The organism is Streptomyces rhizoryzae (assembly GCF_023155275.1).
Taxonomy (GTDB): domain Bacteria; phylum Actinomycetota; class Actinomycetes; order Streptomycetales; family Streptomycetaceae; genus Streptomyces; species Streptomyces rhizoryzae.
On sequence record NZ_JALMUV010000046.1, the window covers coordinates 15,422 to 31,069 of the forward strand.

13 protein-coding genes are annotated in these 15,648 nt (G+C 75.4%); all 13 read right to left on the reverse strand.

The window, feature by feature from the left end:
- Positions 1–6: 6 nt before the first annotated feature.
- Genes MUU72_RS28630 through MUU72_RS28690 form a run of 13 tightly spaced genes read right to left on the reverse strand, consistent with a single transcriptional unit; the run spans position 7 to position 15,643 of the window.
- The gene (locus MUU72_RS28630; protein ID WP_248016315.1) at positions 7–558 is read right to left on the reverse strand and encodes a dTDP-4-dehydrorhamnose 3,5-epimerase family protein; all 552 of its coding nucleotides are present in this window, start codon (positions 556–558) and stop codon (positions 7–9) included.
- The gene (locus tag MUU72_RS28635) at positions 555–1,787 is read right to left on the reverse strand and encodes a polysaccharide pyruvyl transferase family protein (RefSeq protein WP_248016316.1); all 1,233 of its coding nucleotides are present in this window, start codon (positions 1,785–1,787) and stop codon (positions 555–557) included. Before MUU72_RS28635 ends, MUU72_RS28630 begins: the two co-directional genes overlap by 4 nt.
- Positions 1,784–2,731 (reverse strand): glycosyltransferase family 2 protein, encoded by a 948-nt coding sequence (locus MUU72_RS28640; protein WP_248016317.1) that lies wholly within the window; start codon positions 2,729–2,731, stop codon positions 1,784–1,786. Before MUU72_RS28640 ends, MUU72_RS28635 begins: the two co-directional genes overlap by 4 nt.
- The gene (locus MUU72_RS28645) at positions 2,728–4,038 is read right to left on the reverse strand and encodes an MATE family efflux transporter (protein ID WP_248016318.1); all 1,311 of its coding nucleotides are present in this window, start codon (positions 4,036–4,038) and stop codon (positions 2,728–2,730) included. The genes MUU72_RS28640 and MUU72_RS28645 overlap by 4 nt, the downstream gene beginning before the upstream one ends.
- Entirely contained in the window at positions 4,035–5,318 is a 1,284-nt protein-coding gene (locus MUU72_RS28650; RefSeq protein ID WP_248016319.1) for a DUF4910 domain-containing protein, read from the reverse strand. The genes MUU72_RS28645 and MUU72_RS28650 overlap by 4 nt, the downstream gene beginning before the upstream one ends.
- On the reverse strand, positions 5,306–6,331 hold the full coding sequence (locus MUU72_RS28655; RefSeq protein WP_248016320.1) for an NAD-dependent epimerase/dehydratase family protein: 1,026 nt from the start codon (positions 6,329–6,331) through the stop codon (positions 5,306–5,308). Before MUU72_RS28655 ends, MUU72_RS28650 begins: the two co-directional genes overlap by 13 nt.
- Positions 6,332–6,334: 3 nt before the next feature.
- Positions 6,335–6,982: a PIG-L deacetylase family protein gene (locus MUU72_RS28660; protein ID WP_248016321.1), complete on the reverse strand. Its 648-nt coding sequence runs from the start codon at positions 6,980–6,982 to the stop codon at positions 6,335–6,337.
- The gene (locus tag MUU72_RS28665; RefSeq protein WP_248016322.1) at positions 6,979–7,773 is read right to left on the reverse strand and encodes a glycosyltransferase family protein; all 795 of its coding nucleotides are present in this window, start codon (positions 7,771–7,773) and stop codon (positions 6,979–6,981) included. The genes MUU72_RS28660 and MUU72_RS28665 overlap by 4 nt, the downstream gene beginning before the upstream one ends.
- A complete protein-coding gene (locus tag MUU72_RS28670; RefSeq protein ID WP_248016323.1) occupies positions 7,770–9,020 on the reverse strand; it encodes a class I SAM-dependent methyltransferase in 1,251 nt (416 codons plus the stop codon). Before MUU72_RS28670 ends, MUU72_RS28665 begins: the two co-directional genes overlap by 4 nt.
- A 29-nt stretch (positions 9,021–9,049) precedes the next feature.
- Positions 9,050–10,240 (reverse strand): glycosyltransferase, encoded by a 1,191-nt coding sequence (locus MUU72_RS28675; RefSeq protein WP_248016324.1) that lies wholly within the window; start codon positions 10,238–10,240, stop codon positions 9,050–9,052.
- A gap of 2 nt (positions 10,241–10,242) precedes the next feature.
- Entirely contained in the window at positions 10,243–11,505 is a 1,263-nt protein-coding gene (locus MUU72_RS28680; protein ID WP_248016348.1) for an O-antigen ligase domain-containing protein, read from the reverse strand.
- On the reverse strand, positions 11,502–13,463 hold the full coding sequence (locus MUU72_RS28685) for a heparinase II/III family protein (protein ID WP_248016325.1): 1,962 nt from the start codon (positions 13,461–13,463) through the stop codon (positions 11,502–11,504). Before MUU72_RS28685 ends, MUU72_RS28680 begins: the two co-directional genes overlap by 4 nt.
- The gene (locus MUU72_RS28690; protein WP_248016326.1) at positions 13,460–15,643 is read right to left on the reverse strand and encodes a bi-domain-containing oxidoreductase; all 2,184 of its coding nucleotides are present in this window, start codon (positions 15,641–15,643) and stop codon (positions 13,460–13,462) included. The genes MUU72_RS28685 and MUU72_RS28690 overlap by 4 nt, the downstream gene beginning before the upstream one ends.
- Positions 15,644–15,648 lie beyond the last annotated feature (5 nt).

Here is a 15,648-nt window from a genome sequence, read left to right on the forward strand (position 1 = left end):
GCGGCCTCACTTCTCCCGGTGCGTCAGGACCTCGGCGAGCCGGGGCGCCTCCCGGTCCCGCCGGGACATCGAGGTGACCGGCAGCGGCCACGGAATGGCCAGTTCCGGGTCGTCGAAGGCGATCACCACGTCCTCGGCGGGATCGTGCGGGCGGTCGATCCGGTACGCGGTGTCGGCGGTTGCGGTCAGGGCCTGGAAGCCGTGCGCGCAGCCCGCCGGAACGTACACGGTCGCCTGGGTCTCGCCGGACAACGCGAAGCAGGCCCGGTGGCGGTAGGTCGGCGAGTCCGGCCGCAGGTCCACCACGACGTCGAAGATCCTTCCGTAGGCGCACCGCACGAGCTTGGCCTCGCCGGCGCCGGAGCGCAGGTGCAGGCCGCGCAGTACGCCCCGGGCCGAGCGGGACACGCTGTCCTGGACGAAGGCGTGCGGGTCCAGGCCCACCGAGCGGACGACGTCGGCGTCGAAGGTGCGGCAGAAGAAGCCGCGTTCGTCGGCGTGCGGCTCCGGCTCGAACAGGTACGCGCCGGCGATCTGCGGGACTTCGGTGGCTTTCATGGGGCCTTCCGTACGGTGGGGGCGGGGCCGGGCGCGGGGAACAGGGTCGCGGTCAGGTCGGTGAACTGGGCGGTGAGTTGGCCGGTGGCGAGCCGGTTGCGCTCGGCCAGGGTGCGGCGCAGGTCAGCGGCGTGCTCCTCCAGCGCCCGGAACTGCTCCAGCAGCCGCCCGGCGTCCAGCTCGCGGGCCGGGTGGCAGTACGCGCCGAGCCCCATCCGCGCCATGAGCGCGTCGCTCTTCGCCGCGTAGCTCAGGGCGAGCGTCGGCGTACCGGCCTTCAGCGCGCAGACGAGGTTGTGGTAGCGGATCGCCACCACGGTGTCGGCGGCCGCCGTCTCCCGCATCAGGTCGGCGAGGGAGGCCGCCTCGGCGGCGGTGACCAGCGGTGAGTCCACCGCGGCCAGGATCGCGGCGGCCACCGGCGCGTCGCAGCTGTCGCCGGTCAGCAGCCGGACCGGCCTGCCGTCCGCGACCAGCGCGCGGACGAAGCGCGTGGTGCCGTCGAGGTAGCGCCGGTGGATCGCGTCGGCCCGGGCGCGGTCGTCGTCGCCGCCGTGGAAGTCCATGACGCCGACGCAGACCCGGCCCGGCGGGGCCGGGGGCCCGCTCGCCCGGGGGACCGGCAGGGCGAACGCGAGGTCCGGGTAGACCCCGTCGCCCGCGGTGTCCACGCCCATCGCCCGCAGCGCGTCGCGGGACCGGGTGTCCCGGTACGACCGGTACGCGGCCAGCCGCGCCGCCCGGCGCACCAGGGCCCGCGTCGGCCGGCTGCCGATCGCCGCGGCGCCGACGCTGACCAGCGCGACCGGGGTGCGCAGCAGCCGGCCGGCCGCGCAGAGCAGGAACAGCGCGTACGGGAAGCCCCACGGCCGCAGCGGCAGGGTGGCCTCCAGGACGCCCATGCCCGGCACGATCACCACGTCGTGCCGGCGCACCCAGGCGGCGGTGCGGAAGGCGTCGACGAGTTTGCCCAGCGCCTTCGCCGCGATCGCGCCGGCCCGCGACGCGGTCCGGTACTCCCCGCGGTACCAGTGCAGCCGCGTCGCCGGGATCCCGAACCGGGCCGTCACGGCCTCGGGTCCGCCGCACAGCGCGTCCACGACCGCCTCCGGATGCGCGGCGCGGAGGTACCCGAGCAGGGCCTCCAGCGACCCGTCGTTGCCGAGGTTGCCGGAGCCGAGCAGGCCGAACACCCCGACGCGCACGGGGGCCCGGTCCGCGGACGTCATGCCTGCCTCCCCTCACGGCCGGCGACCAGGGCGTCGACGCAGACGGCGACCCGGCCCGGGTCGACCGGGGCGCGGTCCTCGACCCGCTCGCCGGCGCCCGGCCGGGCCCGGCTGGCCAGCCACGCGGCCAGGTGGCGGTAGCAGGCGCGCCGGTCGGCCGGGGACAGCGGCGCGCGCCGGACCGCCGCGGCGAAGCCCCAGACGTACTCGGCGAGCAGCCGGGGCGTCGGGTGCAGCGGGCCCGCCCGGCGCGGGTCGAGGTTGACGCACCGGGCGCGCTTGCCCGGATTCGCCCGCTCGGCGCGGGCGGGGTGGTCGCGGCGGAAGTACAGCAGCTCCGGCACCTGGTGGAAGGGCCCGTGCAGGGTGAGTTCGGCGACGAACGTGCGGTCCGCGTGGTGGTAGCTGTCCAGCGGTTTCACCCGGCGCAACACCTCGGCCCGCAGCACCCCGTAGAAGTCGTCGCCGCCGGGCTCGAACAGCAGGCTGCGGAAGCGTTCGGGCGGGTGCGGCGAGTCGGTGGCGAGCCCGTACGCGTAGGGGACCTTCAGCGCGCCGCCGCCGTCGACGACCGCTTGGCCGGTGTGCGCGAGGATCACGTCCGGCCGCTCGTCCAGCGCCTGGACGCAGCGGCGCAGCAGGTCCCGGCCGTACAGGTCGTCGTGCGAGGCCCACTTGAACAGTTCGCCGCGGGACGCGGCGAACACGCGGTTGTGGTTCGGCGTGGCGCCGATGTTCCGGGGCAGCCGGAGGTAGCGGATGCGCGCGTCCTGCGCGGCGTACCGGCGGCAGATGTCCTGGGTGCCGTCGGTCGAGGCGTTGTCGGAGATGATCAGCTCGAAGTCCTCGTAGGTCTGCCCCAGCAGGGCGTCGAGCGACTCGGCCAGGTACTCCTCGCCGTTGTACACGGGCAGGCCGATGCTCAGCCTGGGACGGGCGGTCATGGGGTCCTCGCTTCCGGGAGGGGGTCGGGACGGTGCTCGGGCAGGGCGGACCGGAGCTGGAGCCACCACACGGCCGAGCCGCTGACGGTCGCGGCGGCGACGCCCCAGGCCGAGCCGGCGGTCCCGGCGGCGGCCGCCCCGCCGAGACCGCCGCCGACGTAGCACAGGGAGGCGAACAGCTGGCAGCGCAGGCTGCGCCGGGCCGCGCCGAGCGCGCGCAGCCCGGCCGCCGCGCCGGTGCCCAGGCCCGCGCCCGCCACGCCGAGGGTGACCGGCACGATGAGCGCCGCGGCGGAGTGCCAGACGCCGCCGAGCACCAGCTCGCCGAGCCGGTCCGGCACCAGCAGCAGCGCCCCGCCCCAGAGCAGCGCGGCGACGGCCTGCCCGCCGCCCAGCACCAGGCAGAACGCGCCGAGGCGGTGCGGGGCCTGCCGCAGCACCCGGGCCGCCTCCGGCACGGTGACCAGCGACAGCCCCATCAGCACGGCGAGGAACGGGCCGAGCAGGAGCTCGGCGCCCCGCACCGCACCCACCGCGCCGACCCCGGCGATCGCACCGAGCCCGTACGCCCGCAGCTGGCTCGCGCCGCTGAGGCTGACGTTCTCGACGAGGTACCGGGAGCCGAGGTCGCGCTGCTCGCCGAGCCACCCGCGGGCCCCGCCGATCCGGGGCCGGATGCCGGACTGGAGGCAGCCGTAGGCGGCGGCCACCGCGGCGGCCGCGCCCCAGGCGAGCACGAACGCGGCCACGCTGCCCACCCGGTCCGCCGCGACCATGGCCGGGACGAGCGCGACGCCGCACACCAGGTCGTTGGCGAACGCCTTCCGCCCGGCGCCGGCGGCGAAGAACGCGAACCGCCAGGCGTCCTGGAGCAGCAGCCCCGGCAGCAGCACGCCGAGGCAGGCGAACGCGGTCCCCACGCGGCCGCCGAGCACCGGCCCGGCCACCAGGCACACCGCGCCGACGGCGCCGCCGACGCCGAGCGCGGTACCCGAGGCCCGGGCCACCGCCGCGCGCCAGGACGACTCCGGCACACCGCTGAAGCGCACCACGAGCGGGTCGGTGGCCAGCCCGCGGGAGACGTTGAGCACCACGCCGTAGGTCACCCAGGCCAGGCTGAACACGCCGAACGCGGTCACCCCCAGCGAGCGCGCCACGTAGGCGCCCACCGCGAAGTTGGTCACGCTGGAGGCCGCCTGATCGGCCAGTCCCCAGGACAGCCGGCCGGCGAGGGCCCGCCCGGCGGCCCGGCCCGGTGCGGTCGGGGGGACCGCCCGGTCCTCCCCCTCGGTGGCCCTCGGTGTCATACCGCGACCAGCCCGGCGCCGTGCAGGGCGTCGGCCGCGGCGGCGACGGTGTCGAACGGCAGCCCGGACCGCTCGGCGACGTCGAGCAGGCTGTGCGCGCCGTCGGAGAGGCTGAGCACCCAGAGCATCGCCATCTGGGCCTCCTTGGTGTCGCTGCGGCCGCCGAGCGCGTCGTAGAGGCCGCGCCGCCCCAACTGCGGTTCGCCGTACGGACTCTGGTTGCGGTACCGCCGGTTGCGGTCGAGGACGGCGAACGCCTCGCGGCAGACGGCGAGGGTGTCCGCCAGTGCCTCGGGGGAGACGAAGTCCGGGTTGTCCGCCGAGGTGTGGTACTCGGGGTACGCGGCGTAGGGCGTCCGGCTGAGCGAGCCCACGCCGAGGTCGAAGCCGGGCGAGCAGAACTGCCGCTCGTCGTAGCCGTACGGCGTGAACTCCGTTATCTCGTGCGGTCGTCGGGACGTGGTGAGGACGTGGCGGAGTACCCGGTCGATCTCGGCGTCGCCGCGCCTGCTCTGCTTGTACGTCAGGTGGCCCCGGTCGCCGGCGCAGGCCAGCACCAGCCCGTGCCGGACCCGGTCGATCCGCTCCGCGTTGCGCGCCAGCCAGGTGATCGCGCCGATGGTGCCGGGCGCGTACAGGAACCGGTAGGTGTAGTACGGGGACCGCCCGGCCAGCGAGCGGGCCAGATAGGTCGCCACCGCGATACCGGCCAGGTTGTCGTTGGCCAGCGACGGGTGGCAGACGTGGCAGGAGACCAGCACCTCGTCCGGGACCCGGCCGGGGACCACGTGCTCGGCGTAGGTGAGGTGGCCGTCGGCGAGGGTGGTGTCGATGCGCACCTCGTAGTCGCCGTCGGGCAGCGCGTCCAGGGTCTCCTGGGCCAGGCAGAAGCCCCAGTCCGGGGTGTAGTAGCTGGTGCGGTACGGCACCCAGGACGGGTGGTCCGGCAGGGTGTGCAGGTGGGCGCGCAGCTCGGCCAGCGGCATGGTCGCGGACACCGGCACGCTGTAGCCGAGGACGTGCAGACTGGACGCGGCGAAGTCGACGACCCGCCTGCCGGCGGGGTCGGCGATGTACGCGTCGCGGATGTTCCACTCCTGCGGCACCGTCCAGTCGAGCACCCGCGTCCCGGTCGGCACCTCGTGCACCCGGAGCGGGACGTACTCGCCGACGATGTCCAGGGTGGCCCGCACCCCGTCGCCGGTGATGCTCCGGCACAGCGGGTACAGCCGCTCCACCAGGGCGTGCATCTCCTCGCCCGCGGCGGTCACCGGCGCCACCGCAGGGTGTCGTCGACGGCGCCCGCGCCGGAGGCCGCGCGCAGCACGGCGAGCCGGGTGAACCGGTTGTCGAAGTCCTTCCCGGTCAGGCCGAACGCCCGGTAGGCGCCGGCGAGTTCGCGCGCGCCCCGCTGCACCGTCCACGCGCAGTCGAAGCCGGGGATCGCGGCGCGGAAGCGGGAGAAGTCCACGCGGTACGAGCGCGGGTCGGCGCCGTTCTCGCCGGTGATGTTCACCTTCGCACCGGGGACCGCCTCGGCGACCTGCTCGGCGATCTCGGCGACCGTGACGTTGTTGGCCTCGCTGCCGATGTTGAAGGCCCGGTCATGGACGGCCGCACGGGGTGCGGTGAGTGCGGCCGTGAAGGCGCGGGCGATGTCGGCGGCGTGCACCAGCGGGCGCCAGGGGGTGCCGTCGGAGAGCACCCGCACCTCGCCGGTCAGCAGCGCGTGGCCCACCAGGTTGTTCAGCACGATGTCGGCGCGCAGCCGGGGGGAGTGGCCGAAGGCGGTGGCGTTGCGCAGGTAGACCGGGGAGAAGTCCTCGTCGGCCAGTGCGTGCAGGTCGTCCTCGACGCGCACCTTGGACTCGGCGTACGGGGTGACGGGGCGCAGCGGGGCGTCCTCGCCCACGAGGGCGTCGCCGCCCGCCGCGCCGTAGACCGAGCACGTGGACGCGTACAGGAAGCGCTTCACCCCCGCGTCGCGGGCCAGCCGGGCGAGGCGGACCGAGGCGTGGTGGTTGATGGCGTAGGTGAGCTCGGGCGCCAGCGAGCCGAGCGGGTCGTTGGAGAGCGCGGCGAGGTGGATCACGGCGTCCACCCCTGCCACGTGGTCGGCGGTGACATCGCGCAGGTCGACGCGGTGTCCCCGCGGGTCGGCGGGTGCCGGGCCGAGGATGCAGTCGGCGAACAGGCCGGAGTCGAGGCCGACGACGTCGTGTCCGGCGGCTTCGAGGACCGGGGCCATGACGGTGCCCAGGTAGCCCTGGTGTCCGGTCAGCAGTACGCGCACGGGTCAACCCCCAAGAGTGAGCGTGAGTTTGGTGACGGCGAACGCCTCGGCGTAGCGCGCACGGCATTCGATGCCGCGGATCCGCGCGAGGCCGAGGAAAGCCTCCCGGTCGTACCAGGGCCGGTGCCGCTGCGAGGGGTAGTGCTCCTGGAGCAGCCGGACCTTCCGTTCGGCGATCCGCGGTGACAGCGGCTGGTAGGCGGCCGGACGGCCCAGATCGCCGTCCCACTTGACGATCTCGTAGCCCAGCACGAGGTGGTCCCGGAAGGCGGTGGGGACCAGCTTCGCCAGACCGCGGTGGTCCTGGTGCGCGTCCTCGGTCCGCGGGGCCAGCACCAGGTCCGGCTCGATGCCCGTGCGCACCTCCTCGACCGCGGCCTTGGCCTCGTCCCAGTACGCGGGCAGCAGGCCGTCCGGCAGCTTCAGGACGGTCAGCCGCAGGTCGGCGCCCGGGCAGAACGCGGCGAGCGCGGTCCGCTCCTCCTGCTCGCGCTCGGTGCCGCCGCCCGAGAGCACCAGCGCGTCGACCCGGAGCCCCGGCCGGGCCAGGCACATCGTCAGCAGGGTGCCGCCCGCGCCGATGGCGATGTCGTCGCAGTGCGCGCCCACCGCGACGATCCGGTCCAGGCGCCCGGCGCCGAGGCGGATCATGCGCTCACCCCCGCGCCGTCCCGCTCCCACACGGCCCACGGGCGGTCGCCCCGGGCGTAGGCGGCGTCGAGCGCGGCCCGTTCCTTGACGGTGTCGGTCGGCTTCCAGAAGCCGCGGTGCCGGTGCGCCACGAGCCGCCCCCGCTTGGCGAGCCGGGCGCAGCCGTCGGCGACCAGGTCACCGTTCTCCGGGAGGTGGTCGAAGACCTCCTGGCGCAGCACGAAGTAGCCGCCGTTCTCCCACAGCGGCAGTTCGCTCACCGCGGTGATGCCGCCGACCAGGCCGTCCTCGCCCAGCTCCACGCAGTGGAAGGAGGACTGGGGCGGCACGACCATCATCGACGCGCCCGCGTCGCGCTGCGCGAACCGGTCGATCATCTCGGGCAGCGGGGCGTCGGTGAGCACGTCGGCGTAGTTGGCGAGGAACATCTCGTCGCCGTCCAGGTGGTGCCGCACCCGGCGGAGGCGCTCCCCGATCGGCGAGGCGACGCCGGTCTGCGCGAACGTGATCGTCCAGTCGGCGATGTCGGTGGACAGCAGCTCGGTCCGCCCGCCCCGCAGCACGAAGTCGTTGGACGCGGTCTCCTCGTAGGTGAGGAAGAAGTCCTTGATGTGGTGAGCCCCGTGGCCCAGGCACAGGATGAACTCGGTGTGCCCGAAGTGCGCGTAGTAGCGCATGACGTGCCAGATCAGCGGCCGCGGGCCGACCATCGCCATCGGCTTGGGCACGTCGTCGCCCGCGCCCTGGCGCATCCGCATCCCGTAACCGCCGCAGAACAGAACGACCTTCATGCGGTGCCCTTTCCGGAGGCGACCTCGACGATGCTCAGTTCCGGGATGGGGAAGACCAGTCGGCCGCCCCAGGCGCCCACGTAGGACAGCTGCTCGACCAGCTCGGCCCGGAGGTTCCACGGGAGGACGAGGACGTGGTCCGGCTTGTCGGCGGCGATCCGCTCGGGCGGCAGGATCGGGATCCGGGTGCCCGGCGTGAACCTGCCGTGCTTGTACGGGTTCCGGTCGACGGTGTACGCGAGCAGGTCGGGCCGGATGCCGCAGTGGTTGAGCAGGGTGGTGGCCTTGCCCGGCGCGCCGTAGCCGACGACCGTCTCGCCCCGCTCGGCCGCCCCGATGAGGAACGCCAGCAGGTCCCGGCGCACCGTGGCCACCCGCGCGGAGAACTCCGCGTACCCGGACAGCTCCTGGAGGCCCGCGGCCTTCTCCCGGGCCAGCAGGTCCGCCACCCGGCGGGTCGGCTCGCCGGCCGCCTCGGCCGGCCGGGCCCACAGCCGGAGCGAACCGCCGTGCGTGGGCAGCACCTCGGCGTCCACCAGGGCCAGTCCGCCGCTCGCCAGGGCGCGGATCGCGGAGGCGACCGTGTAGTACTGGAAGTGCTCGTGGTAGATCGTGTCGTACTGGTTCCCCTCGATCAGGGTCAGCAGGTGCTGCACCTCCAGGGAGACCCAGCCGTCGTCGGCGACCAGGGCGCGCAGCCCCCGGGTGAAGCCGGCCACGTCGGGGATGTGCGCGTAGACGTTGTTGGCCACGACCAGGTCCGCCGGGCCGTGCTCGGCGCGGACCGCCGCGCCGGTGGCCGGGGACAGGAACGCGGTGAGCGTGGGCACCCCCGCGTCCCGCGCCGCGGCGCCGACGTTCACCGACGGCTCGATGCCCAGGCAGCGGATGCCCCGGTCCACCACGTGCCGCAGCAAGTACCCGTCGTTGCTGGCCACTTCGACCACGAAGGCGTCGGGGCCGAGCCCCAGGTGCGCCACGGCGCCGGCGACGAAGCCGCGCGCGTGCTCCACCCAGGACGTCGAGAAGGAGGAGAAGTACGCGTACTCGCTGAACGTCTCCTCCGGCGTGATCAGCGGCGGGAGCTGCGCGAGCCAGCAGTCCGTGCAGACCCGCAGGTGCAGCGGGTACGCCGGTTCCGGCAGGTCCAGTTGGTCCGCGGCGAGGAAGCTCTCGCACGGCGGCGTCGCCCCCAGGTCGACGACGCTCGCCATCGCTTCCGCGCCGCAGAGTCGGCATCGTGTCATCTGCTGCCCCCCATCGATTCCGTCCCCCTTCATTCCGGCCGCACCGCGAGCGCGGTGCGGTACCCCTCCACCAGGCGCTCCAGCCCGACGGCCGGGCTGAAGTCCCGCTCGTACCGGTGCCGGGCCGCCCGGCCCAGCTCCTGGCCCAGGTCCGCCCCGGCCGTGATCCGCCGCAGGCAGGACGCGAGCGAGGCGGGCTCGCCCGGCCGGTGCAGCAGCCCGGTCACCCCGTCCTCGACGAGTTCGGTGAAGGCGCCGTGGCCGGCGGCGACGGCCGGGACGCCGGCCGCCATCGCCTCCACCACCACCAGGCCGAACGCCTCCAGCCACGTCGAGGGGGCCACCACGGCGACCGACCGCGCGAGGGCCTCGCGGCACTCCGCGGTGCCGTACAGACCGGCGTAGCGCACGTCGTCCCGGCCCGCCGCCCAGGCGGCCACCTCGGACTCCAGCGGCCCCGACCCGGCGATCACGAGCGGCACGCCCACCCCGCCGTCCGCGGCGAGCTCGTCCCACGCGGCCATGAGCAGCCGCACCCCCTTGGCCTCCGCGAGCCGCCCGAGGTAGAGCAGGTGCTCACCGGCGCCCGCCCGGCAGGCGCCCGGATCGGGCACGAAGTTGTGCTTGACCGCCAGCCGCCCGCCCGGCACCCCGGCCCGCACCAGGACGTCGCGCTGGGCCGCGGAGATGCAGAAGAACCGGGTGACGCCGGACCACCACCGCCGCCGGTTGACCGCCAGGCTGACCGCGAGCGGCACCGTCGCCAGCCGGGAGCCGCGGTAGCAGCCGTGCCGGACGGCGGGCAGCGGCGCGGTCCCGACGCACTCGGTGCACGGGCGGCCGTCCCGCTGGAGCGTGCCGGGTGGGCAGACCTGGGTGTAGTTGTGCAGCGTGGCGACGGCCGGCACACCGGCGTCGGCGCAGGCGGCCAGCACCGAGGGCGACAGCAGCGGGAAGACGTTGTGGATGTGCACCACGTCCGGCCGCCCGGTGCGGAGCCGGGCCGCCAGCTCCGCGCGCACCGCCGGGTTCCACGGCACCAGCAGCGGCACCGCGGCCTTGCCCAGCAGGGACCGGGCGGCGATGTCGTCGCTGCGCCGCTCGAACACCTCGACCCGGTGGCCGGCCGCGCGCAGCAGCGCCACCTCCTGGTCGACGACCGTGTTCTCCCCGCTCGGCTGCGCCGAGCCGTAGCGGTTGTGCACCACCAGGACGTGCATGCTCAGGTCACCTCCCCTTCCCGGGCCCCGCGCGGGACGCGCCGGGGGGTGCCGGGCGCCGCCAGCAGCGAGGCGGCCACCGTCAGATGCAGCAGGTACGGTGCGGCGTCGCCCAGTCCGGCCTCGGTGTACGACGCGATCGCGCAGTAACTGATCAGGAAGAGCGCGCAGGCCCGCGACAGCGACGGCGGCCGCAGCAGCGCGACCCCGCCCAGGACCAGCAGCACCGCCGCCACCAGGGCGACGCCGGCCAGGCCCTGCTCGTGGTAGACGGCCAGCCAGCTGTTGTCGATCGGCAGCCCGCCGAACGACTTGTCGCCCAGGCCCGTGCCGAACACCTCCTGGCCGAGCGTCCGGGGCGCCGCCAGCAGGGCGTCCCAGACCTTGGCCCGGCCGGTGAGGCTGGTGAAGTTCTCCTGGCTCTGCCCGCGCAGGAACCACGCCCGCAGCGGTCCGCCGAGCCCCACCGCGGCCACGGCGGCGCCCAGCACCGTCCAGGTGAAGAACCGGCGGGCGGCGGCGCTGGTCAGGACGAGCGAGCCGACCGCCAGCGCCAGCCCGACGAGCAGGCCGAGCGTCGCCGTCCGGGTGTGGGTCAGCGCGAGCAGCACGAGGGACGGCACGACGACCAGCGCCGCGCTGCCCCGATCGGTCCGGCGCCCCAGCACCAGCAGCACGGCGAGTCCGGTGACCACCGCGGCGTACTGGCCGATCTGCGGCGGGGTGAGCGGCCACAGCGCACCGACCAGCCGGCCGCCGTACAGGTCGGGCAGCGCCGCGCCCGGGGAGAGGACCAGGCCGGCGGCCACCGAGACGAGCACCGCGAAGTACATCCTCACGTGGTGCCGGGCGAACCCCGGGCCGCCGTCCCACCAGCGGCTGAGCAGCCACAGCGTGGCGACGAAGAGCGCCAGCCGGGCGCACCGGAACAGCGCGCCGAGCCCGGACCCCAGCTGGGCGCTGGAGAGCACGCTCGGCACCAGCAGCAGGGTCAGCAGGAACAGGTAGGCACTGGGCCGGACGCGCAGCCGGCGGTTGGCGGCCAGCGCCAGCGCGAACGCGGTGACCAGCGCGCCCATGGTGATCATCTGGATGAGGGAGCGGGGCAGCGGGACGAGGGTCCTCGCCCCGGTGGAACCGAGCGTGTTGAGGATCAGCAGCCCCCAGGCCGCCCCGACGGTCCGCGGCGCGCGGTCCGCGCCCGGCTCATCCGCCGCCCCGGGTGCGGACGGCGCGGCCGGCCGCACCCGGGGCCGCCACGTCATCTCCACGCGCCCCCCTGGCCGCCGAACCGGAGGACGGATGTGAACGCCGCCGCGCCGTCGGTGATGCCGGTGCCGACCAGCGTGGTGGCCGGTTCCTTGCGCCCGAAGCCGGGGGAGTACCAGCCCAGCGGCGGATCGGTCTCGCCGCGGTGCGCCCGCCAGGACAGCTGCCCGGGCAGGTCGAGCACCGCGGAGCGGTCCTCGCCGTCCCGGGTCCAGGCCAGCCGCGCCTGGTTCCCCACCAGGTCCGCGGTGATCGCCGGGCCGAGGTGGAACGCCAGGTGCGCGGTCCGGCGCGGGCCGCGCACCTCGTCGACCACCCGCAATTCCCGGCGCGCCGCCGTCAGTTCCACCCGCCGGCGGTGCACCGAGCCCCGGTACCCGTCGTGCTCGGCGCACCAGCGCGCGGTCCCTTTGGTGCCGGTGTCCGCGGCCAGGACGCGGCTGCGGGCGTGCCGGGTCCACAGGAACGGCCCGCCGGAGGCGGACTGGTCACCGCCGTCCAGGCACAGGGTGTTGTGGCCGAGGGTCGAGCGGAAGTACCGCCGCCACTCGGGCTGCCCGTGGTAGCAGAACGTCCCCGGGTCGGCGAGCACCTCGACCCCGTCGTGCCGGACCTCCACGGACAGCGCGTCCGCGTGGGCGTGCGCGGCGATGGACAGGAACCCGTGCGGACCGCCGTCGCAGCGGCACCAGATCTCCTCCGGGCCGCGCAGGATCGTGAGCCCGGCGTCGGCGAAGTGGGCCGGCCGGTGCGCCGGGCGGGCCGCGGGCAGGCGGGTGGGCCGGACGAGCGCGGCCAGCAGCGGGGTGCGCACATCGGTGCCGGCCGCCTCCGGCCACCAGGCGAGCCGGCCGAACACCGCGTCCCCGGTGGCCAGCAGCGAGGCCCAGCGGTCGGTGCCCGCGCCGTCCACGACCAGACCGTGGCCGTCGTCCGCGTCCCCCTGGCGCGGCGGCCGCAGCCGGCCGTCCACGACGGCCGCGAGCGCGTCGGTCATCCGCAGCAGCACCAGCCGGACCGGCGCGGGGACCGGCACGCCGGCGGCGTCCGCCTCGGCCACCGCGGCCAGGCCCAGCTCCAGCACCAGCCCGTGGTACTCGGTGGCCAGTTCGCGGTTGAGGCCCGAGCCGAAGGTGTTGGCGCGCAGCTGCCGCTCCAGGGACCGCAGGGCGTCGGCCCGCCAGCGCGCCGAGCCGGGGAACCACCCGAACGCGCAGGCCGCGGCGCACTGCCCGGCGGCCTCGGCGATGACGTGGTTGTTCGCCGAGGACCCGCGGCTGGGGAAGGCGGCCAGCCAGCGCTGGTGGTGCCAGATCTGCCGGTGCGCCACCGGGTTGTCCTCGAACAGCGCGGCCGCGCCCGGCCAGCCGTCGAGCAGCCGGCGGATCCACACCCAGGACAGCAGCCGGATGCCCAGCTCGATGCCGCTGGTCCAGTGCACACCGCGCAGCGGCGGGTTGGCCGCCCACCACGACCGCAGGTGCGCGGCCACCCGCTCGGCGTACCGCTCCGCGCCGGTGAGCGCGTGGGCGGCGGCCAGCACGGTGAGGTACTGGTGCCGGGACAGCTCCCAGATCTGCTTGATGTCCCCGACCGCGTCCTCGTCCCGGTACGGCACGTCGAACGCGTAGCCCGACGGGGCCCGGCGCCCGGTCCTGGGGTCGTACGCCCAGTCCGGGGCGGCGAGGTCGTCGCGGTCCACCCCGAAGTACGTCGCCCGCCCCGCCATCAGCCGGTCCGCCGTGGCCACCAGGCGCCGCGCGGCGTCCGGGGGCACGGCGGCGAGCGCACCCGCGGGCAGCACCGCGGTGAACCGGGCGCCGGTCACCCGCGGGCAGTCGGGCGGCGCCGCCCGCCACCGCCGCCTGCGCACCGCGTCGCCCATCCGGCCGCCGACCTCCCGCGGCCCCATCCGGGACAGCCGCCGGAGGTACCAGCCCGCGCCCATGGTCATCGCGCCGCCGCCAGCGCCACCGGCGCGCCACCGGCCAAGGAGGCCGGCACGGCGAGGGTGGCCGCCGTGGTGGCGGCCAGCGAGGCGAGCGGCACCGGCATCGGGCCGCCGGTCCGCACCGCCCGGACGAACGCGGCCAGTTCGGCGTTCTGGCCCTTGTCCCGCCCCCGGGGCAGCCGGGGGCTGCTCCACCGCTTGCGGCCGTACACGCAGGCGCGTACGAAGTCGTCGAGCGTGAGCACCTTGCCGTCCGCGACCAGGTCGAGCGTCTCCTTGGGGAAGCCGCGCGCGCCCGTGGTGAGGTAGCTGAGGACGGCGGTGGACCCGTCCGGGTAGCGCAGCATGACCTGGAGGTCGCCGTCACCGGGCGTGGCGACCGCGTGGACCGAGACCGGGTCGGCCCCGAGCAGCCAGCTCGCGGTGTCGATGAAGTGCCCGCCCTCGCCGGCGAACCGCGAGCCCTCGGTGTCCTGCCGGAGGTACCAGCTGCCGGGCTCCAGGCGGCCCGCGTTGACCAGGTAGCGCAGGCTCGCCGGACCGGACCGGGCCCCGAACCGCTCCTTGGCCTCCCGCAGCAGCGGCGCGAACCGGCGGTTGAAGCCCACCTGGAGCCGGTCGTTGCCGGACTCCTCCACCGCCGCGAGCACCCCGGCCAGCTCCTCCTCGGTGAGCGCCAGGGGCTTCTCCACGAACACCGCCTTGCCGGCGAGCAGCGCCTGCCGGGTCAGCGCGGCGTGCGAGCTGTGGCGGGTGACGATGAACACCGCGTCGATGGTCTGGTCGCCGAGCACCGCGTCGAGGTCGGTGGTCGCCTCGGCGAAGCCGAACTTCTGCTGCGCGTTGGCGGCGGACAGCGCCGTCGTCGTCACGACGGTCGACAGCGCGACGCCGTCGCGCCGCGCGAGGTGCGGCAGCAGCATCGACGCGGCGTAGCTCCCCGCACCGACGAACGCGACGCGCACCGGCGTCGGCGCGGCCCGCACCGGTCGCGGCCGCACGTCCGCGGCGGGCACCGCCACCGCCGCGGGCGCCGCCTCCGCCCGCTCCTCCGGCGCGGGCCCGGGGTACCGGAACAGCACGGCCACCGCCTTCGACGCGCCGTCCGCAAGGCTCCGGTACGTCTCGACGGCGTCGTCGAAAGCGGCGACGCGGTCGATCAGGGGCTCCACGTCGACGCTGCCGCGGGCGAGGAGGTCGAGGAAGCACACGAGGTTGCGGCGCTCGGTCCAGCGCACGTACCCGATCGGGTAGTCGCGCCCTTCGAGCTCGTACTCCGGGTCGTAGCGCCCGGGGCCGTAGGCGCGCGAGAAGCGGACGTCGAGTTCCTTCTCGTAGTACGCGTTCCACGGCAGGTCCAGGCGGCACTTGCCGATGTCGACGACCCGGCCGCGGTCCCGGCTCAGCCGGGCGGCCAGCTCGACGGGCTGGTTGCTGCCGCCGCCGGCGGCCAGGTACACCTGGTCCGCGCCGTGCCCGCCGGAGAGTTCGGCGACGGCGTGCTCCACGGCCGGGGAGCCGGGATCGCCGCAGGCCGCCGCGCCCAGGCGCGCGGCGAGCGCGCAGCGCACCGGGTCGGGGTCGGCGCCGACGACGCGGACGCCGGAGGCGGCGAGCAGCTGCACCACCAGCTGCCCGATCAGCCCGAGGCCGATGACCAGCGCCACGTCCCCGAGCTGCGACTCGCCGCGGCGGACGCCCTGGAGCGCGATCGACCCGACGGTGCCGAAGGCCGCGTGCCGCGGCGCGAGGCCGTCCGGCACCCGCGCGCAGAGGTTCTTCGGCACCCAGTTCAGCTCGGCGTGCAGCGCGTGCTCGTTGCCGGCGCAGGCCACCAGGTCGCCGGCCGCCAGCCCGTCGATCCCGGCGCCGACCTGCTCGACCACCCCGCACAGCGAGTAGCCCAGCGGCGTGTAGGAGTCCAGTTTGCCCATCACCTTGCGATAGGTGGCGGGCACCCCGTTGGCGGCCACGCTCTGCACGACCTTGGCGACCTGGTCCGGCCGGGAGCGGGCCTTGCCCAGCATCGACATGCCGGCCTCGGACACCTTCATCAGCTCGGTCCCGGTGGAGATCAGCGAGTAGGCGCTGCGGACCAGCACCCCGCCCGGCTTGCACCGCGGCACCGGCACGTCGAGCAGCGCCAGCTCGCCGCTCCGGTAGTTCTGCACAACCTGTTTCACCGAAG

Coding starts and splice junctions, on each gene's coding strand:
- MUU72_RS28630 (WP_248016315.1), bottom strand. CDS start 558: ATGAAAGCCACCGAAGTCCCGCAGATCGCCGGCGCGTACCTGTTCGAG.
- MUU72_RS28670 (WP_248016323.1), bottom strand. CDS start 9,020: ATGACACGATGCCGACTCTGCGGCGCGGAAGCGATGGCGAGCGTCGTC.
- MUU72_RS28635 (WP_248016316.1), bottom strand. CDS start 1,787: ATGACGTCCGCGGACCGGGCCCCCGTGCGCGTCGGGGTGTTCGGCCTG.
- MUU72_RS28665 (WP_248016322.1), bottom strand. CDS start 7,773: ATGAAGGTCGTTCTGTTCTGCGGCGGTTACGGGATGCGGATGCGCCAG.
- MUU72_RS28640 (WP_248016317.1), bottom strand. CDS start 2,731: ATGACCGCCCGTCCCAGGCTGAGCATCGGCCTGCCCGTGTACAACGGC.
- MUU72_RS28675 (WP_248016324.1), bottom strand. CDS start 10,240: ATGCACGTCCTGGTGGTGCACAACCGCTACGGCTCGGCGCAGCCGAGC.
- MUU72_RS28660 (WP_248016321.1), bottom strand. CDS start 6,982: ATGATCCGCCTCGGCGCCGGGCGCCTGGACCGGATCGTCGCGGTGGGC.
- MUU72_RS28685 (WP_248016325.1), bottom strand. CDS start 13,463: ATGACCATGGGCGCGGGCTGGTACCTCCGGCGGCTGTCCCGGATGGGG.
- MUU72_RS28645 (WP_248016318.1), bottom strand. CDS start 4,038: ATGACACCGAGGGCCACCGAGGGGGAGGACCGGGCGGTCCCCCCGACC.
- MUU72_RS28680 (WP_248016348.1), bottom strand. CDS start 11,505: ATGACGTGGCGGCCCCGGGTGCGGCCGGCCGCGCCGTCCGCACCCGGG.